Source organism: Gaetbulibacter sp. PBL-D1, assembly GCF_050509525.1.
Lineage (GTDB): Bacteria > Bacteroidota > Bacteroidia > Flavobacteriales > Flavobacteriaceae > Gaetbulibacter_B > Gaetbulibacter_B jejuensis.
Genome location: NZ_JBNWKB010000001.1, coordinates 95,067 through 113,393 on the forward strand (window position 1 = coordinate 95,067; position 18,327 = coordinate 113,393).

General features: G+C 33.7%; 18 protein-coding genes and 5 tRNA genes. All 23 read right to left on the minus strand.

Going from position 1 to position 18,327, the window contains the following annotated elements:
* Positions 1–54 precede the first annotated feature (54 nt).
* Positions 55–3,867, minus strand: a complete 3,813-nt coding sequence (gene rpoB, locus ACQ0RB_RS00480) for a DNA-directed RNA polymerase subunit beta (protein ID WP_129759051.1) — start codon at positions 3,865–3,867, stop codon at positions 55–57.
* A 124-nt stretch (positions 3,868–3,991) separates the two neighbouring features.
* Positions 3,992–4,369 (minus strand): 50S ribosomal protein L7/L12, encoded by a 378-nt coding sequence (gene rplL / locus ACQ0RB_RS00485; protein ID WP_129759052.1) that lies wholly within the window; start codon positions 4,367–4,369, stop codon positions 3,992–3,994.
* A gap of 63 nt (positions 4,370–4,432) precedes the next feature.
* Entirely contained in the window at positions 4,433–4,954 is a 522-nt protein-coding gene (rplJ, locus tag ACQ0RB_RS00490) for a 50S ribosomal protein L10 (RefSeq protein WP_129759053.1), read from the minus strand.
* Positions 4,955–4,972: 18 nt separating this feature from the next.
* Positions 4,973–5,662 carry a 50S ribosomal protein L1 gene (gene rplA, locus ACQ0RB_RS00495; RefSeq protein WP_129759054.1) on the minus strand — a complete coding sequence of 230 codons (690 nt, stop codon included), beginning with the start codon at positions 5,660–5,662 and terminating at the stop codon, positions 4,973–4,975.
* Between the two features lie 12 nt (positions 5,663–5,674).
* A complete protein-coding gene (rplK, locus tag ACQ0RB_RS00500) occupies positions 5,675–6,115 on the minus strand; it encodes a 50S ribosomal protein L11 (RefSeq protein WP_129759055.1) in 441 nt (146 codons plus the stop codon).
* 70 nt (positions 6,116–6,185) lie between these two features.
* A complete protein-coding gene (nusG, locus tag ACQ0RB_RS00505) occupies positions 6,186–6,743 on the minus strand; it encodes a transcription termination/antitermination protein NusG (protein WP_129759056.1) in 558 nt (185 codons plus the stop codon).
* Positions 6,744–6,753: 10 nt separating this feature from the next.
* Positions 6,754–6,948: a preprotein translocase subunit SecE gene (secE, locus tag ACQ0RB_RS00510; RefSeq protein ID WP_129759057.1), complete on the minus strand. Its 195-nt coding sequence runs from the start codon at positions 6,946–6,948 to the stop codon at positions 6,754–6,756.
* Between the two features lie 16 nt (positions 6,949–6,964).
* Positions 6,965–7,037 (minus strand) — tRNA-Trp (locus ACQ0RB_RS00515).
* Between the two features lie 64 nt (positions 7,038–7,101).
* Entirely contained in the window at positions 7,102–8,289 is a 1,188-nt protein-coding gene (gene tuf / locus ACQ0RB_RS00520; RefSeq protein WP_129759058.1) for an elongation factor Tu, read from the minus strand.
* 61 nt (positions 8,290–8,350) lie between these two features.
* Positions 8,351–8,422, minus strand: a tRNA-Thr gene (locus ACQ0RB_RS00525).
* A gap of 9 nt (positions 8,423–8,431) precedes the next feature.
* Positions 8,432–8,504, minus strand: a tRNA-Gly gene (locus tag ACQ0RB_RS00530).
* 31 nt (positions 8,505–8,535) lie between these two features.
* Positions 8,536–8,618, minus strand: a tRNA-Tyr gene (locus ACQ0RB_RS00535).
* Positions 8,619–8,652: 34 nt separating this feature from the next.
* A tRNA-Thr gene (locus ACQ0RB_RS00540) sits at positions 8,653–8,726 on the minus strand.
* A 101-nt stretch (positions 8,727–8,827) separates the two neighbouring features.
* The gene (gene hpf / locus ACQ0RB_RS00545; protein WP_430495809.1) at positions 8,828–9,130 is read right to left on the minus strand and encodes a ribosome hibernation-promoting factor, HPF/YfiA family; all 303 of its coding nucleotides are present in this window, start codon (positions 9,128–9,130) and stop codon (positions 8,828–8,830) included.
* Positions 9,131–9,170: 40 nt separating this feature from the next.
* Positions 9,171–10,061, minus strand: coding sequence for a tyrosine-type recombinase/integrase (locus ACQ0RB_RS00550; RefSeq protein WP_430495810.1), 891 nt, complete (start codon positions 10,059–10,061; stop codon positions 9,171–9,173).
* 100 nt (positions 10,062–10,161) lie between these two features.
* Complete coding sequence (gene rpsU, locus ACQ0RB_RS00555; RefSeq protein WP_129759061.1) at positions 10,162–10,356, minus strand: 30S ribosomal protein S21; 195 nt, start codon at positions 10,354–10,356, stop codon at positions 10,162–10,164.
* A gap of 107 nt (positions 10,357–10,463) precedes the next feature.
* Positions 10,464–11,891, minus strand: coding sequence for a carboxypeptidase-like regulatory domain-containing protein (locus tag ACQ0RB_RS00560; RefSeq protein WP_430495811.1), 1,428 nt, complete (start codon positions 11,889–11,891; stop codon positions 10,464–10,466).
* 12 nt (positions 11,892–11,903) lie between these two features.
* Positions 11,904–13,070, minus strand: a complete 1,167-nt coding sequence (locus ACQ0RB_RS00565) for an acyl-CoA dehydrogenase family protein (protein ID WP_131505772.1) — start codon at positions 13,068–13,070, stop codon at positions 11,904–11,906.
* Positions 13,071–13,089: 19 nt separating this feature from the next.
* Positions 13,090–13,944, minus strand: coding sequence for a ComEA family DNA-binding protein (locus ACQ0RB_RS00570; RefSeq protein ID WP_430495812.1), 855 nt, complete (start codon positions 13,942–13,944; stop codon positions 13,090–13,092).
* 33 nt (positions 13,945–13,977) lie between these two features.
* On the minus strand, positions 13,978–15,648 hold the full coding sequence (locus ACQ0RB_RS00575; RefSeq protein ID WP_430495813.1) for an alanine/glycine:cation symporter family protein: 1,671 nt from the start codon (positions 15,646–15,648) through the stop codon (positions 13,978–13,980).
* 109 nt (positions 15,649–15,757) lie between these two features.
* Positions 15,758–16,777, minus strand: a complete 1,020-nt coding sequence (locus ACQ0RB_RS00580) for a potassium channel family protein (protein ID WP_129759066.1) — start codon at positions 16,775–16,777, stop codon at positions 15,758–15,760.
* A gap of 6 nt (positions 16,778–16,783) precedes the next feature.
* Entirely contained in the window at positions 16,784–17,011 is a 228-nt protein-coding gene (locus ACQ0RB_RS00585) for a PspC domain-containing protein (RefSeq protein WP_129759067.1), read from the minus strand.
* A 17-nt stretch (positions 17,012–17,028) separates the two neighbouring features.
* On the minus strand, positions 17,029–18,300 hold the full coding sequence (locus ACQ0RB_RS00590; RefSeq protein ID WP_430495814.1) for a DUF2851 family protein: 1,272 nt from the start codon (positions 18,298–18,300) through the stop codon (positions 17,029–17,031).
* Positions 18,301–18,327 lie beyond the last annotated feature (27 nt).

Genomic DNA, 18,327 nt, shown 5'->3' on the forward strand with positions numbered 1-18,327 from the left:
AGTTAATCGCTTTGGTCTCCATTAAAAGAAGACCAAAGTGAATTCACCTAAAATTTATTCTTCTAATCTAATATCTAATCCTAATCCTTTCAATTCGTGCATTAATACGTTGAAAGATTCAGGTAGTCCTGGTTCTGGCATTGGCTCTCCTTTTACGATAGCTTCGTAAGTTTTAGCTCTACCTATAACATCATCAGATTTTACTGTTAAGATTTCACGTAGAGTACTTGATGCTCCATAAGCTTCAAGTGCCCAAACTTCCATTTCTCCAAAACGCTGACCACCAAATTGTGCTTTACCACCTAGTGGTTGTTGCGTAATTAATGAGTATGGTCCAATAGAACGAGCGTGCATCTTATCGTCAATCATGTGACCTAATTTGATCATGTATATTACACCTACTGTTGCTGGTTGATCAAAACGATCTCCTGTACCACCATCATATAAGTATGTATGTCCAAATCTTGGTACACCTGCTTCATCAGTAAACTCATTAATTTGATCTAATGTAGCTCCATCAAAAATTGGTGTTGCGTAAGTACGGTTTAATTTTTGACCTGCCCAACCAAGAACGGTTTCATAAATCTGACCAATGTTCATACGCGATGGTACACCAAGTGGATTTAATACAATATCAACTGGAGTTCCATCTTCAAGGAAAGGCATATCTTCTTGACGAACGATACGTGCTACAATACCTTTGTTACCGTGACGTCCTGCCATCTTATCACCTACTTTAAGTTTACGTTTTTTAGCAACATAAACCTTAGCTAATTTGATAATTCCTGCTGGTAACTCGTCACCAACAGAGATGGTAAACTTCTCACGACGTAATGAACCTTGAAGATCATTTTCCTTAATCTTATAGTTGTGGATTAAGTCTGCAACTAGTGCATTGGTATGATCATCAGTAGTCCAAGTACCAGATGTTAAGTGCGTATAATCATCAACAGCATTTAACATTTTTAGCGTGTACTTTTTACCTTTAGGTATAATTTCCTCTCCAAGATCGTTAAAGATACCTTGAGCAGTTTTACCATTTACGATAGCAAATAGTTTTTCTACTAATACATCTTTTAAGTCATCAAACTTCTTGTAGTAGATGTTCTCTAGAGCTTCGATATCTTCTTTATCTTTTGCTCTTTTACGCTTATCTTTAATTGCTCTTGAGAATAATTTTTTGTCGATTACAACTCCATGTAATGAAGGCGAAGCTTTAAGTGATGCATCTTTAACATCACCTGCTTTATCTCCAAAAATTGCTCTTAAAAGTTTTTCTTCAGGTGTTGGATCACTTTCTCCTTTTGGTGTAATCTTACCAATTAAGATATCACCTGGTTTAATCTCAGCACCAATTCTAATCATACCGTTTTCATCAAGGTCTTTAGTTGCCTCTTCAGAAACGTTAGGTATATCATTAGTAAGCTCTTCGTTACCTAACTTGGTATCTCTAACTTCTAATGAGTACTCATCAATATGAATAGAAGTAAATATATCATCACGAACTACTTTTTCAGAAATCACAATCGCATCCTCAAAATTATACCCTTTCCAAGGCATAAAGGCTACTTTCATGTTTCTTCCTAAAGCAAGTTCTCCGTTTTCAGTTGCATAACCTTCACAAAGTACTTGTCCTTTTACAACTTTATCTCCTTTTGTTACAATTGGCTTTAAGTTGATAGAAGTACCTTGGTTAGTTTTTCTGAATTTTACAAGTGGATAAGTTTTAGTATCGCTATCAAAACTTACCATTGCTTCTTCTTCTGTACGCTCGTATTTAATTACAATTTCATTAGCATCAACATACTCTACAACTCCATTTCCTTCAGCATTTATTAATACTCTTGAATCTGAAGCTACTTGACGCTCAAGTCCTGTTCCTACAATAGGAGCTTGCGGACGTAATAATGGTACTGCTTGACGCATCATGTTTGATCCCATCAATGCACGGTTTGCATCATCATGCTCCAAGAATGGAATTAACGATGCAGATATAGATGCAATTTGGTTAGGAGCAACATCAGTATAATGAACGTTTACAGGATCTATTACAGGGAAATCACCTTCTTGACGAGCAATAATCTTGTCTTCAAGGATTTTTCCTTTATCATCTACTTGAATATTAGCCTGAGCAATCAACATATCTTCTTCTTCTTCAGCACTTAAATATGTTGGCGCATTTTTGATATCAACAACTCCTTCTTCAGCTTTTCTATAAGGCGTTTCAATGAATCCCATTGAGTTTACTTTAGCATAAACTGAAAGTGAAGAAATTAATCCAATGTTTGGTCCTTCAGGAGTTTCAATTGGACATAATCTTCCGTAGTGTGTATAGTGAACGTCACGTACCTCGAAACCTGCTCTTTCTCTTGAAAGACCTCCAGGTCCTAAAGCTGATAAACGACGTTTGTGAGTAATCTCAGCTAATGGATTGGTTTGATCCATAAATTGAGATAACTGGTTTGTACCAAAAAACGAGTTAATTACTGAAGATAAAGTCTTCGCGTTAATTAAATCGATAGGTGTAAACACTTCGTTATCACGAACGTTCATACGCTCACGAATAGTACGAGCCATACGAGCTAAACCAACACCAAACTGAGATGACAATTGCTCTCCTACTGTACGTACACGACGGTTAGATAAGTGATCGATATCATCAATCTCTGCTTTAGAGTTAATAAGCTCAATTAAATATTTTATAATGGTAATGATATCCTCTTTGGTAAGTACTTGCTTATCCATTCCAATATCAAGACCTAATTTTTTGTTCATTCTGTAACGACCTACTTCACCTAATGAGTAACGTTGGTCTGAAAAGAATAATTTGTCAATAATACCACGTGCTGTTTCCTCATCAGGCGGCTCAGCATTACGTAATTGACGGTAAATATGTTCAACAGCCTCTTTTTCAGAGTTTGTTGGATCTTTTTGTAATGTATTGTGAATAATAGCATAATCTCCTTGTTGTGCACTTTCTTTATGTAAAAGAATAGTTTTTACACCTGCTTCAAGGATTTCTTCTATATTATCTTTATCTATAATTGTATCACGGTCCAAAACAATTTCGTTACGCTCGATAGATACAACTTCTCCAGTATCCTCATCAACGAAATCTTCATGCCATGTGTTAAGTACACGAGCAGCTAGTTTACGACCAATTACTTTCTTTAATCCTGATTTTGATACTTTAACTTCTTCAGCTAAATCAAAAATTTCAAGAATATCTTTATCGCGCTCAAAACCGATAGCACGGAAAAGTGTTGTAACAGGTAATTTTTTCTTTCTATCAATATAAGCGTACATAACGCTATTGATATCTGTAGCAAATTCTATCCAAGAACCTTTAAAAGGAATTACTCTTGCCGAATATAGCTTGGTTCCGTTTGCATGGAACGACTGGCTAAAGAAAACACCAGGTGATCTATGCAATTGGGAAACAACCACACGCTCTGCTCCATTGATAACAAATGTACCACTAGGTGTCATGTAAGGTATTGTACCCAAATACACATCCTGAACAATAGTTTCGAAGTCTTCATGCTCAGGGTCTGTACAGTATAATTTTAACCTTGCTTTAAGTGGAACACTATATGTTAGACCTCTTTCTATACATTCCTCAATGGTATATCTTGGTGGATCAATAAAATAATCCAAAAACTCTAATACAAATTGATTACGTGTGTCTGTGATTGGGAAGTTTTCCATGAAGGTGTTGTAAAGACCTTCGTTCCCTCTTTCTTCTGATTTCGTCTCTAACTGGAAAAAATCCTGGAAGGATTTAATCTGAATATCTAAAAAATCTGGATATTCAGTTCTATTTACAATAGAAGAGAAATTTAATCTTTCAGCTTTTTTTGCTAACATCGATGAACGAGATTTTGATTAAAAAAATAATTTTGTTTGCGTATACATTTATATACACAAAAGGGTTTAGGTCTTAGAGGCAACCTCTAGACCTAAACCATAATTTGTAGGCTATGGGTTAAGCTTACTTAAGCTCAACTTCTGCTCCAGCTTCTTCTAAAGAAGTTTTTAAACCTTCAGCTTCGTCTTTAGAAACGCCTTCTTTGATAGCGCTTGGTGCACCATCTACTAATTCTTTAGCTTCTTTTAATCCTAAACCAGTTAATTCTTTAACTAATTTTACAACTGCTAATTTAGAAGCACCTGCTGCTTTAAGGATTACATCGAATTCTGATTTTTCTTCTGCAGCTTCACCACCTGCAGCAGCTCCACCTGCAGCAACTGCAACAGCAGCAGCAGCTGGTTCGATACCATATTCGTCTTTTAAAATTGTAGCTAATTCGTTTACTTCTTTTACTGTTAAATTAACTAATTGTTCTGCGAAATCTTTTAAATCTGCCATTTTCTATCGTTTTAATAATTTTTTAAATAATATAATTTGTTTAAGTGCGTACTTAATTGATTATTATCCTTCTTTTTCGGATAATGTTTTAATGATACCTGCTAGTTTACCACCTCCTGATTTAAGAGCTGAAACAACGTTCTTAGCTGGTGATTGTAACAATGTTACTATGTCACCAATTAACTCTTCTCTAGATTTGATATCAACTAAAGTATCTAATTGCTCATCACCAATGTAAATTGCTTCTTCAATAAAAGCTCCTTTAAGCAAAGGCTTATCAGATTTTTTACGGAATGCTTTAATTACTTTTGCTGGAGCATTACCAGTTTCAGAATACATTACTGAAGTGTTACCTTTAAGTACAGATGGTAAATCTCCAAAATCTTTTTCTGAAGCATCCATAGCTTTTGTTAGTAATGTATTTTTAACTACAGCTAGTTTTACGTTAGCTTTAAAGCAAGCTCTACGTAAATCTGAAGTGTTTCCTGCGTTTAATCCAGATATATCAGCAATATAAATATTGGTATTATCTGCTAGTTGAGCAGTTAACTCTTCAATTACTTGTGATTTTTCTTGTCTTGTCATAATATTAAAGTTTAACTACTATCCTATTTTTGTATCTATTGATATACTTGGACTCATTGTGCTAGACATGTAAATACTTTTTACGTAAGTACCTTTAGCTGCAGTTGGTTTTAATTTTATTAAAGTTGATAATAACTCGTTTGCGTTACCTACCAATTTATCAGCACTAAAAGATGCTTTTCCTATTGGTGCGTGTACAATACCTGTTTTATCTACTTTAAAATCAATTTTACCTGCTTTTACTTCGGCTACAGCCTTAGCAACATCCATTGTTACAGTTCCAGTTTTAGGGTTTGGCATTAAACCTCTTGGTCCTAATACTCTACCTAATGGTCCTAACTTACCCATAATAGCTGGCATAGTGATGATAACATCGACATCTGTCCAACCATCTTTAATTTTTTGTAAGTACTCGTCTAAACCAACATAATCAGCACCAGCTTCTTTAGCCTCTGCTTCTTTATCTGGTGTTACAAGTGCCAACACTTTCATGTCTTTACCTGTACCATGTGGAAGAGAAACTACACCTCTTACCATTTGGTTTGCTTTACGAGGGTCAACTCCTAATCTTACAGCTAAATCAACTGAAGCATCGAATTTTGTGTAAGTTATTTCTTTTAATAAAGCCGAAGCTTCTTCAAGAGAATATAATTTATTCTTCTCAACTTTAGCTCTTGCTTCTTTTTGCTTTCTTGTTATTCTTGCCATTTCAAAAATTTTTTAGTTAGGTGCTTCACCGCCTTTAACTGTGATACCCATTGATCTTGCAGTACCTGCAACCATTTTCATAGCTGATGAAATTTCAAATGCATTTAAATCTTGCATTTTATCTTCAGCTATCGCTTTAACTTGATCCCAAGTTACTTTAGCTACTTTTTTTCGGTTAGGTTCACCAGATCCTTTTTTTACTTTGGCCGCTTCCAATAATTGTACAGCTGCAGGTGGAGTTTTAATTACAAAATCAAAAGATTTGTCTTTGTAAACAGAAATTACAACTGGAAGAACTTTACCAGGTTTATCCTGAGTTCTAGCGTTGAATTGCTTACAAAATTCCATGATATTAACTCCAGCAGCTCCTAAAGCGGGTCCAACTGGTGGCGACGGATTCGCAGCACCTCCCCTAACTTGTAGCTTAACTACTTTACTTAATTCTTTTGCCATTTTAATAAATTTAGTTTTGTACGTCTTTTAATTTGGAAGCAAAAAGACATACTATATATGGTAACAATTATTAAACTTTTTCAACTTGCATATAACTTAACTCTAATGGTGTTTTTCTTCCGAAAATTTTAACCATTACTTCAAGTTTACGCTTTTCTTCATTTATTTTTTCGATAGTACCATCAAATCCATTGAATGGTCCATCTATAACTTTTACAGTTTCTCCTAAAGTAAAAGGAATAGCGATATTAGCATCAGCATCTACAGACAACTCGTCTACTTTACCTAACATTCTATTTACTTCAGACTGTCTTAAAGGCACAGGATCTCCTCCTTTTGTTTCGCCTAAAAACCCAATAACATTTGTTATTGACTTTATAATATGTGGTATTTCACCACTTAAATTAGCTTGAATCATAATGTAACCTGGAAAATACACACGTTCTTTATGTGTTTTTTTTCCGTTACGTATCTGAATCACTTTTTCAGTAGGAACCAAAACTTGATCAACAAAATCTTCTAAACCTAATCGAGAAATTTCATTCTCTATATAAGTTTTAATTTTGTTTTCCTGACCACTTACAGCTCTAACTACATACCACTTTTTATTTCCTTTTGTTTCAGACATCAAATTTGTTTTAGCCAATTAAATCAAAATACGCTTTAATAACTTTACTAAAAACAGTGTCAACACCCCAAATAGCGAGTGAGAAAATAATTGAAAACACTGCAACCAACACTGTTAGGTTTTGTGCTTCAGACCAAGTTGGCCATGATACATTATTCTTTAATTCCTCAAAGGATTCTTTTATATAATTAATAATTCCTGCCATCTGTTTTTCTTATTTGCACGGGTTGAGAGACTCGAACTCCCGACACCTGGTTTTGGAGACCAGTGCTCTACCAACTGAGCTAAACCCGTAAATATAAATCAAGGCGTCTTGCTAAAAACAAGACACCTTAATTTAATATTCTATATTAAAATTTTAATCTAAAATTTCAGTTACCTGACCAGCACCTACTGTTCTACCACCTTCACGGATTGCAAAACGTAAACCTACGTTCATTGCAATTGGTTGAATTAATTCAACAGTAATAGTAAGGTTATCTCCAGGCATTACCATTTCAACTCCATCAGGAAGCGCAATGTTTCCAGTTACGTCAGTTGTACGTACGTAGAACTGTGGACGGTAGTTGTTGTGGAATGGAGTGTGACGTCCACCTTCTTCTTTCTTAAGGATATAAACCTCAGCTTTGAACTTTTGGTGTGGAGTTACAGAACCTGGCTTAGTAATTACCATACCTCTAGAGATTTGAGTTTTCTCAATACCTCTTAATAAGATACCAGCGTTATCTCCAGCCTCACCTCTATCAAGAATTTGACGGAACATTTCAATACCAGTAATTGTAGAAGTTAATTTCTCAGCTCCCATACCAATAATTTCTACTGGATCTCCAGTTTGAGCAACACCAGTCTCGATACGACCAGTTGCTACAGTACCACGACCTGTAATAGAGAATACATCTTCGATAGGCATTAAGAAAGGCTTATCCATATCACGTTGTGGCTCTTCAATCCAGTTATCAACAGCTTCCATAAGCTCCATTACTGTATCAACCCACTTTTGTTCTCCGTTTAATGCACCTAATGCAGAACCTGAAACTACAGGACCATTATCTCCATCATACTCATAGAAGTTTAATAAATCTCTAACTTCCATATCTACTAACTCTAATAACTCCTCATCGTCAACCATATCAACTTTGTTCAAGAATACAACGATTCTTGGAATACCTACTTGACGACCTAAAAGGATGTGCTCACGAGTTTGTGGCATAGGACCATCAGTTGCAGCAACAACTAAAATAGCTCCATCCATTTGAGCAGCACCAGTTACCATGTTCTTTACGTAATCCGCGTGACCTGGACAGTCAACGTGAGCATAGTGACGATTAGCTGTTTGATATTCAACGTGAGAAGTATTAATAGTGATACCTCTTTCTTTCTCTTCTGGAGCGTTATCAATTTGATCAAATGATCTTGCTTCTGAAAAACCTGCATCAGCTAATACTTTAGTAATAGCAGCAGTTAAAGTTGTTTTACCGTGATCTACGTGTCCAATAGTACCAATGTTTAAGTGTGGTTTTGAACGATCGAAAGTTGCCTTTGCCATGTTTAATTTATTTAATCTTATTTAATATTAGTGTTCAATTTTAATTGTACGTTTTCAAATGAGCCAATGACGGGATTTGAACCCGTGACCTCTTCCTTACCAAGGAAACGCTCTACCCCTGAGCTACACCGGCTAAAAAATGAGCGGGAGACCGGGTTCGAACCGGCGACATTCAGCTTGGAAGGCTGACGCTCTACCAACTGAGCTACTCCCGCATTTTTATAAGGTCTAGTCTTAGAATAATTGTGGGGAGAGCAGGATTCGAACCTGCGAAGTTAAAAAACAACAGATTTACAGTCTGTCCTCGTTGGCCGCTTGAGTATCTCCCCAAAATTTATCAATACTTTTTTTTTAAAGAACTTGAGCCGATGGAGGGACTCGAACCCACGACCTGCTGATTACAAATCAGCTGCTCTAGCCAGCTGAGCTACATCGGCTTTTCTTTACTTTTTTTGCAATAAAAAAAGCCCGCTATTTCTAACGGACTGCAAATGTAAAGATTTATTTATTTATTCAAAACATTTTTTGAAAATTTTTATCACATATGTGCTCTTAATTTTTCTTTGCGCTTTTTTAACTGCCTTTCTAAAGATGAAACTGCAGTGTCTACACCTTCTTCAAAAGTTTTACATTGTTTTTTTACAACAAAGCGATCTCCAGGAACGCTAAGTCTTGCTTCAAAGATTTTATTTTCTTTCTCACTTGTGTTTTCTACTTTAAGATATACATCTGCTTGTATAACTTTATCATAAAACAAATCTAACTTATCCATTCTTTTTTGGATGAAGTCTAGTAACTTTTTGTCAGCACTAAAGTTAACGGATTGCGTGTTTACTTTCATACTCTTCTTTTTTTAGTGGTTAGACATTAATTTATCTTGTTCATTTTTTACTTCTTGGATGCGCATTTGAATACACTTTTTTTAATTCTTCTATACTATTATGAGTATAAACTTGAGTTGCTGCAAGACTTGAATGACCAAGAAGTTCTTTTACAGCATTTAAATTCGCACCTTGATTAAGCAAATGAGTAGCAAATGAGTGCCTTAGTATATGCGGACTCCTTTTTACTTTAGTAGATGCTTTACTAAAATAATCATTTATAATTCTGTAAACAAGATTTTCGTAAATTTTTAACCCTTTTTTTGTTAAAAAAAGAAAATCTTTATCGATGATTTTTTCTAAATCATTTCTAGCCAGCAAATACGCCTTTACTGAATCAATTACTGAATTAATTAACGGAATGAATCTTTCTTTATTTCTCTTACCAAGCACTTTTAACGTTTTATTAGATAAATCAATATCTGTGATTTTTATTTGCACTAATTCTATACGTCGAATTCCTGTCGCGTAAAAAAGTTCAATAATCAATTTATCTCTTAACCCTTCAAAACTTGTTTCGAAATGCAACTCTTTAATAACACTTTCAATTTCTTGCTGCGAAAATGGAATTTGGACTTTCTTATCTGTTTTAAGCGCTTTATGTTTTGCTAATGGATTTACAGTTATTGTTTTGGTTTTGATAAGAAATTTATAATAGGAATTGAGCGATGAAATTTTTCGGTTAATACTCCTGTTGGATATACCACTCTCCACGAGTTGTACTATCCAACTTCTTATTTGTTGATAGTTTACAGTATCAATAGTGTCTTGTTCAAACTCATCAACAATAAACTGCAAGAACGTACTCAAATCATTTTTATATGACTTTATTGTAAGTGGTGAGTAGTTTTTCTCGTGGGTAAGATATTCAGTAAATGATTTGAAAGACATTTGCATACGTATATATGCTAAATGTACAAAGTTTATATTTGTTATGAATAAAAAAAAGTCCTGTATTTCTACAGGACTTTATTGTATCATTAAGTAAATATTAGATATTTTCTTGATCTCTTAATCTTTGGATGTATTGCGCTTTTTGAATTTGTGCTCTACGCTCTACTGAAGGTTTTGTAAATTGCTTACGATTTTGCAATTGACGTTTAGCTCCTGTTTTGTCAAACTTACGCTTAAAACGCTTTAGCGCTCTATCTATATTTTCTCCTTCTTTAACTGGTATTATTAACATAGTGTCTTAACCTCCTCTCTTTTAAAATTTCGGTGCGCAAATATAAAAACAAATTTATTACTGGCAATTAAAAAAATATTTTTTTTAATCGCCTTAACGACACCTTGTTAATCCTTAAATAATTTTGAGCGTTTGGTAAGGTCTTGAATTAACTTTTCATCTTCTTCACTTTCTAATAAAGTGTTGTAGTTATCCCAAAATGATTTGTTATATGGTTTTACCATAAATATATCATTATTCCATGTACCTTCAAGAGTTTTGTGTACTTCTTCTCGGTCTAAAATAATTTCAGTAAACAACACTTCTTGTACTGTATAGTAGTAGCGTTCTTCTTTATTATAACGTTCTTTTTCTTCGTCGGTAATTTTTTCATCTGTATTAGAACCTACATTAACCAACTTAGGTGTTTCATAATAAATATAACTTGGATACATTTTATCCTGATACTCCATATAATTAATCACAAGTTTGTGATTTAACTGAGTTCCAAATAATGCCTTGCTTCGGCTTTTTTGAGCAGGTGAAGCTGCAATTAAATCGTACTCGATCTTTTTTACTGCATAGTTATCATAGTAGATGTATATCCATCCATCGGCTTCATAACCTTCGTTGAAAATCCCTTCGGTATCTAAACCTATAAAATCTATGCCTTTTGAAATTTTTATTTTGTAGATTTTTCTTTCATTATCTACCAAAATAGTATCTAAATCAAAATGATGCTTACTTAATATATCCTCACCAAAAAGCGATTTTGAAGTGTTAGAATTTCTCAACAAATTGAGTTTACCTTGAAAAAGATTTTGCAGTCCGTTAACCCTTGTATCATTCCACTTAATTGCTTTTACTAAAGACGCTGTTTTAATAGTATCTCGCTTTAGGTTTTTAGCTTTAAGATTTCTCATCTTGTGATGATACTTTAAATAAGAGGTATAAATCAACAAGCTATCAACATCTCTAAGGTCGTAGCTTTTCCTAACTTCGTCAACATTAATTTTGAGATGGTCTTTTGAGCTAGCTTGGTATCCGGAATCGTAAACCGTTATAGCACTTTCAACAAGCCATTTAAATTCCTTAGTATTTCGCTCTTTATGTCTTAAGAATCCTTTTTGAAGATACGCAGAATCTGGTAAATTAACACTTAGTTTCTCTAGTGCTTTCAACACAATATCGTTACCTGTTTTGGGTCTTGTTTCGGCAACCAATAAGACTTCATCTAATGAAGCTATATCTTCTTCTAGATATACTTCAAAATCATTATCAAATTCGTTAACAGGTGTTTTAAAGGTTTTGTATCCTATTGAAGAAATTACAAGTGTATCCTTTTCATATTCTTGTGGCACTAACAATACAAACTTTCCATCTGCATTACTCACAGTACCAATTGTTGTATTTTGAACATAAATACTAGCACTTTCTAATGGCATTAAAGTAGCAAAGTCCACTATTTTATTTTTCAATTCAGTTTGACCAAAACTAGTTAAACTGAATATTCCAAAAATTAAAACAACGCCTTTTTTTAAGTGAGTTAAGTTCATTTGTTTGGGATTTTATGTTGCTGGCTTATAGTCTTTATTATCTAAAATCATTTTTGCCAATATTTCTCTAAGGATTTCTGATGTACCTCCACCAATCGGTCCTAATCTACTATCGCGAAGTAAACGTGCCATTGGATACTCTTCCATATAACCATATCCACCTAAAAACTGTAGGCAGTGGTATATAACATCATCGGCCATTTTAGTAGATTTAAGCTTACTCATAGTTGCTTCTTTAACTACATATTCGCCTTTATTTAACCTGTAAGCTACTGAGTAATTAAATTCTTTGCAAATAGTCATATCTGTGTATAAATCGGAAAACTTATGTCTCAAGGCTTGAAATCTATCAATTGTTTTGCCAAAAGCGATACGCTCACTCATATACTGTTTAGCATAATCTAAAGCATATTCAGCTCTTGCATGTGCATTGATTCCCATAATTAATCGCTCTAAAGAAAAGTGCTGCATAATGTATGGAAAGCCTTTGTTTTCTTCTCCCATTAAGTTACTTGCAGGAATGGTAACATTATCAAAAGCTATCTCAGCAGTATCACTAGCTCTCCAACCTAATTTATCTAACTTGGTTGCTGAAATACCTGGAGTATCTCTATCCATAATAAAAATACTAATACCTTTATTTCCTGCTTCAGGATTTGTTTTAGCAGCAACTACCAAATAGTCGCTATACACACCATTAGTAATAAATGTTTTTGATCCGTTGATTACATAAGTATCCCCTTTTTTAACTGCTGTAGTACGCATACCTGCAACATCACTTCCACCAAAAGGTTCAGTAATACAAAGGCAGCCTATTTTTTCTCCTGTAATACTAGGTGCTAAATATTTTTCTTTTATGTCATGGCTTCCTTCTGCATTTACATGAGTCATTGCTAAATACGCATGTGCCCAAATGTTTGCCGCAAAACCACCAGAGTTAATTTTTTGAAGTTCTTCCAAAAGAATAACAGTATAAAACAAATCTAGATTTAAGCCTCCATACTCTTCAGGGTAAGCTAAACCAAAAAATCCCATCTCTCCAAACTTTTCCCAGATGAAACGTTCTACGGTTCCTGATTTTTCCCATTTTTCAATATGTGGAACAACCTCTTTCTTTAAAAAATCTTGTAAACTTTGTCTAAACAATTGATGTTCTTCGGTGAAGTACATGCTATTCATATATGCTTTTTTTATGTCATTAATTGAGTGTCAAATATAACTTAATTATCTCAATTTTATTTAGTGGAAAGTCTTTAACTTTTGCTAAATCGTCCAAAGATTTGAATCCTTCTCGCAAAGTTCTTTGTTCAATTATGGCATGTGCAATCTCATAATCAATATGCTGAATGGTAACCAATTCGTCTCTTGTAGCTGTGTTTAAATTTATCTTTTTTACTACTCTTGGCGTTTTAACAGTAAACTCATTTGTAAGACGTTCAATAACTTCTGGTGATAATCCATACACTTCTGTAAGTTGAACATCTGCTATAAAACCACCTTGAAACTTATTTCTATATTGAACAATTCGCTTAGAAAGTGTTTCTCCAATACCATTCACTTTTTGAAGTTGAGCAGCTGTCGCCTTGTTTAAATCTTGCTTTTGATTGTAGGTCTTAGGTGTATTATTATTTTGATATTGAAAAGTAGTTTTAGGCTTAGGATTAGTAACCCAATCTGGAAACTTAAAATAAGGAGAAATTGCATTCAATAAAGAATCTGAAACCTGAGTAACTTCTTGAAACTGCTGTACCGAATTAATCCACTTATCTTGTTTTCGGTAAGCTAACAATCTATCAATTTCTTCATTGGTCATTCCTAAAGTATAGCCTTTGTAATCAGTAATAAAATTTGGATTGAAAGGATATAGTTTTGGTTTTCGGTTTTCAATTTCAACTAATCGAAGCGAATCTATTTCAGCTTTAAAATCGCTTAATTCGTTTTCATCCACTTTTATTTCAGTTTCACTAAAATCAACAAAAAAATAAACACACTGAAACGCAACGATGAGTAGCAACAATAAAAAAATCCCATTCCGTTGTTGCTTAGTGAACATGAAATGGGATTTAATATTTTTCATAATAGTATATTACATGTGCTTAGTAATGTCTTCATGACCATCTTCTAAGGCTTCTTTTTTAATTGCAATAGCATCTAAGTAACGCTTCATTTCCTCTCTTACTTTAGGGAATAACAGTAATAACCCAATCATGTTAGGGAATACCAAAGCTAATATCATTGCATCAGAGAACTTAATTACTGCGTCTAAAGTAGCAGCAGCTCCAATAATTACAAATAATAAGAATAATATTTTATAAGTTAAATCAGCAGCTTTACCTCTTCCGAAAAGGTATTTCCAAGACTGTAAACCATAATAAGACCAAGAAATCATTGTTGAAAACGCAAACAATACAATAGCAATAGTTAACACATAAGAGAATCCTGGAATTACAGAGTCGAATGCTTCTGATGTTAAATCAACACCTCCTATTCGCTCTCCAGTAGCATTAATCATTACGTTACTACCTTCAACAGCTCCGTAAGTAAACACGCTTTGCATATTTGTACCATCAATATTAAAGAAAATGATAACTAAAGCTGTCATTGTACAAATAACTACAGTATCAATAAATGGTTCTAAAAGTGCAACAACACCTTCAGATGCTGGATATTTAGTACGTACTGCTGAATGCGCAATTGCTGCTGAACCTGCTCCTGCTTCATTAGAAAATGCTGCACGTTGGAAACCAACAATAAGCACTCCTATAAATCCACCTAGTCCTGCCATTGGTGTAAATGCTCCTTCCAAGATTAACCCGAAGGCATCATCAATATATTTAAAGTTTGCGAAAATGATAATTAAAGCAGCTAATACATAGATACCAGCCATAAAAGGGACAATTTTTTCAGTGATTTTAGCAATACGTTTAATACCTCCAATAATTACAATACCAACTAACACAGCTAGTATAAAACCAATTATAGAACCCGTTGCTCCACCTGATACACCAATCAATGAAGATATTTGAACTGTTGCTTGGTTAGATTGAAATGCATTTCCACCTCCAAAAGAAGCACCAACACACAAAATCGCAAAAATGATTCCTAGTACTTTTCCTAGTCCTGCTTTGCCTGTTGCTTTTAATCCTTTTGATAAGTAGTACATTGGACCACCATAAATAGTTCCATCTTTTCCTACATCTCTATATTTTACACCAAGTGTACACTCTACAAACTTGGTTGACATCCCTAATAATCCACATACAATCATCCAAAATGTTGCTCCAGGACCACCTGTTGCAATTGCTACTGCAACACCTGCTATATTACCTAATCCTACAGTACCAGAAACTGCTGTTGCCAATGCCTGAAAGTGAGACACCTCACCATGAGCACTTTCGTCCCTAATAGTATCTTGGATATCTTCTTCAGCTAACGCTTCATCATTATCATATAATTTATCAACACCATGCTTTTCAATATCCACATATCGTCCTCTAACAGTATTAATTGCAGTTGGAAATTTAGTAATACTAGGTACTTTAAAATAAAGCGTAAAAAAAGTGGCACCTACAACTAAGAGAATAACCACTATTGGTACATTTAAACCTGCAATTGGGACAGACGTTAAAATAAATCCTTCCCAACCCTCAGCAAAAGGCATAAATTTATCATTTATGATTTCATCCAATCCTTTTTCTTGAGCTGAAATGGCTAGTGGTAAAATTAATGTCATTAGTGTAAGAAGATAGTTCTTCATGGGTATATTAAAATTTAGTTAGTTTAAGTATAATTTAATGTTAATTGGGTAACAAGATGCTAAAAAAAAATGAGTTTTTAAAACATCTAAGGTTAAATTGAATGTCTTGTTATTGAATATTGTATAAGGAATTAAGCTTTTTTATTTGTTCTGGTCTACCTAACACAATGATTTTTGATTTTGGCACCAATTCAATATCAGCTTCAGGATTAACAATATAATCGCCTTGTCCATCTTTAAACCCAATAACATTACATCCTGTTTTTTTACGAAGGTCTAAATCGCGAAGTGTTTTTATTGTTGATGGATTATAAAGCTTTTCTACTGCAATTTCTTCAATATTTATATTGGCTTTACCTACAATAGATAGGTTATCAATAAACTCAATCAAATCTGGAACCACAACCAAAGAAGCCATATGGTCTCCTCCTATCATATCAGGTAAAATAACATTATTTGCTCCTGCTAGCTTTAATTTATTGTAGGATGTTTGCTGAGAGGCTCTACTAATAATGGTCAAGTCTTTATTGATTTGTCTAGCTGAAAGCACTACAAATAAATTATCTGCATCATTAGGAAGTGCCGAAATTAACGTACTTGCTCTATCAATTCCTGCTTGTAATAGAATTTCATCTTCATTGGCATTACCCTGAATAAAGCTAACTAATTCACTTTGAAACTTGTCAATTATTTCTTTATCCTTTTCAATTACAACAAAGTCTTTTTCATAAGCTATTAACTTTTTTGCTGCTTGAGAACCGTTTCTTCCATAACCACAAATAATAATGTGGTTTTTAAGACTATCAATCTTTTTTTGCATCTTTTTTTGTTTTAGTTCTTCATAATTGCTTTTGCTTAAGATATATTCGGTAATAATGGATATAGCATAACCTACAATTACTATACTTGCCAAAATTAAAAATACCGTAAAAATTTTTGATTGCGTATCTAAAGGTTGTACTTCACCAAACCCTACTGTAGTAACGGTTATAACCGTCATGTATATTGCATCAATCCATGTGTAGCCTGATAACATTTTAAATCCGAATACACCTATAAGTATAACCAAAAGCAGCATTAATACTGCTGTGTAAATTCTGGATCTAAAGAGCTTTATTAATGGATTCATCTATAATTATAAATCGAAAACCGAAGTGCGTTTTGTATAGAGCAAGTCTTTAATTTTCATCCAAAAGGCAATAAACAGGTATAATGCAAAACCAAAACCTAATGTTACAAAAGTAAGATACATAAACGATGTTCTAACCACTTTTGCTCTAATACCAATACGGTCAGCAATACGTTGGCAAACATAGTAACCATGCTTTTGAAAATATAACAATGCCTTGTAAAAAATATTCATGTTGCAATGTAATGATTTTATTTAATGATTAACGAATTACCCACTGCACATTGCAAACACTTTTTATTATTGCAATATTCGGTTTTAAGTTGAATGAGTGCTTGAGAATATAATGCTGAATTGGGTATTTGTTTTAAGGCTTTAAACGCTGAAACTATTGTGTTTTTTTCAGCACTTATTTGCTGTGCAACATCAACTATTTCTGAATCAATAAATTTCCCATTTGCTTTAGCATAAGCAAATTTGATAGGGATAACGGTATTAATCAAAAGCAAATCTATAAAGGATTTTGACAACGCCTTTTTACTCGCTTTGGATGTTTTTGAAAACGTATAGTGTGTTTCCCAAAATGACGATACACTAACTGAAAAAACAGCATACAACTCATCTATTGTTTTGGCTTCAATAATTTTTGAAAACAAATTTTGATGTTTATAATACAAACTTGCTAATTGTGACAACCTAATTGTTGGGAAGTTTGGTGGTCGTAACCTAAAAAAACGAATGGGTAAAACCTGCTCGTTACTCAATCCAAATTTATGTTTAAGGTAATTATATTCCTTTTCTAGATTTTGAAAGTAAGCGTTTTGCACATCATCATTGAGCAGTGCTGATTGACCAAATAACAAAGCTTCTAATTGAGTTTGGTTTGTAGTCAACTTTCGTACTATTGAAAAATCTACAGACTGAGCTAAACTTAAAAAGGCATCTCCATTAACTTTTAAACCAAAATTCTTAGCCAACATTTTAAAAAGTACTGCTTCCCAAGCATTTTTTGAAGTGTTAAGCAATGTATCAATAGCATTTGACTTTCGTTGTAGTCGTTCAAAAAACAAGCGCTCTAACCATGCGCTTAATGTAAAATCATCAATAGTTCCAAAGTCATCTTCGCAGTAAATCCACTTGTTAGATTGCGTAAAAAGTGTTTTATAGTTTTGGATAAGGTTAGCGTTTACAAAATCTTTGAGTTGCAACGTTGGTATAATGGTATTGTCTTTTCGATACACATCTGTATCATGTTCCCAAACTACATGAAGTATTACATTATCGTAAGCTTTGTCTTGCTCGTGCGAATGCACAAACCAATCGCTTGACTTCACATGAATTTCAACATTACCAGCCCACAGTTGTTGATTAATATACAACTGAGCATTAAAGAAATCTGGACCAGAATTATGATTGTGTTGCCCTACAGATTTTATAGTAACCACTTCATTGGCAACAGTAGTTAACTGTTGAATATCAAACTTTTTGTGTTGCCATATATAATGAAGAAAATCCTCTTGCATATACTAAAAATAGAAAAATATTTAATA

Excerpts from the sequence above, each read along its gene's own strand:
- rpoB (WP_129759051.1), bottom strand. The coding sequence starts at position 3,867 with ATGTTAGCAAAAAAAGCTGAAAGATTAAATTTCTCTTCTATTGTAAAT.
- rplL (WP_129759052.1), bottom strand. The coding sequence starts at position 4,369 with ATGGCAGATTTAAAAGATTTCGCAGAACAATTAGTTAATTTAACAGTA.
- rplJ (WP_129759053.1), bottom strand. The coding sequence starts at position 4,954 with ATGACAAGACAAGAAAAATCACAAGTAATTGAAGAGTTAACTGCTCAA.
- rplA (WP_129759054.1), bottom strand. The coding sequence starts at position 5,662 with ATGGCAAGAATAACAAGAAAGCAAAAAGAAGCAAGAGCTAAAGTTGAG.
- rplK (WP_129759055.1), bottom strand. The coding sequence starts at position 6,115 with ATGGCAAAAGAATTAAGTAAAGTAGTTAAGCTACAAGTTAGGGGAGGT.
- nusG (WP_129759056.1), bottom strand. The coding sequence starts at position 6,743 with ATGTCTGAAACAAAAGGAAATAAAAAGTGGTATGTAGTTAGAGCTGTA.
- secE (WP_129759057.1), bottom strand. The coding sequence starts at position 6,948 with ATGGCAGGAATTATTAATTATATAAAAGAATCCTTTGAGGAATTAAAG.
- tuf (WP_129759058.1), bottom strand. The coding sequence starts at position 8,289 with ATGGCAAAGGCAACTTTCGATCGTTCAAAACCACACTTAAACATTGGT.
- hpf (WP_430495809.1), bottom strand. The coding sequence starts at position 9,130 with ATGAAAGTAAACACGCAATCCGTTAACTTTAGTGCTGACAAAAAGTTA.
- ACQ0RB_RS00550 (WP_430495810.1), bottom strand. The coding sequence starts at position 10,061 with ATGTCTTTCAAATCATTTACTGAATATCTTACCCACGAGAAAAACTAC.
- rpsU (WP_129759061.1), bottom strand. The coding sequence starts at position 10,356 with ATGTTAATAATACCAGTTAAAGAAGGAGAAAATATAGATAGAGCGCTA.
- ACQ0RB_RS00560 (WP_430495811.1), bottom strand. The coding sequence starts at position 11,891 with ATGAACTTAACTCACTTAAAAAAAGGCGTTGTTTTAATTTTTGGAATA.
- ACQ0RB_RS00565 (WP_131505772.1), bottom strand. The coding sequence starts at position 13,070 with ATGAATAGCATGTACTTCACCGAAGAACATCAATTGTTTAGACAAAGT.
- ACQ0RB_RS00570 (WP_430495812.1), bottom strand. The coding sequence starts at position 13,944 with ATGTTCACTAAGCAACAACGGAATGGGATTTTTTTATTGTTGCTACTC.
- ACQ0RB_RS00575 (WP_430495813.1), bottom strand. The coding sequence starts at position 15,648 with ATGAAGAACTATCTTCTTACACTAATGACATTAATTTTACCACTAGCC.
- ACQ0RB_RS00580 (WP_129759066.1), bottom strand. The coding sequence starts at position 16,777 with ATGAATCCATTAATAAAGCTCTTTAGATCCAGAATTTACACAGCAGTA.
- ACQ0RB_RS00585 (WP_129759067.1), bottom strand. The coding sequence starts at position 17,011 with ATGAATATTTTTTACAAGGCATTGTTATATTTTCAAAAGCATGGTTAC.
- ACQ0RB_RS00590 (WP_430495814.1), bottom strand. The coding sequence starts at position 18,300 with ATGCAAGAGGATTTTCTTCATTATATATGGCAACACAAAAAGTTTGAT.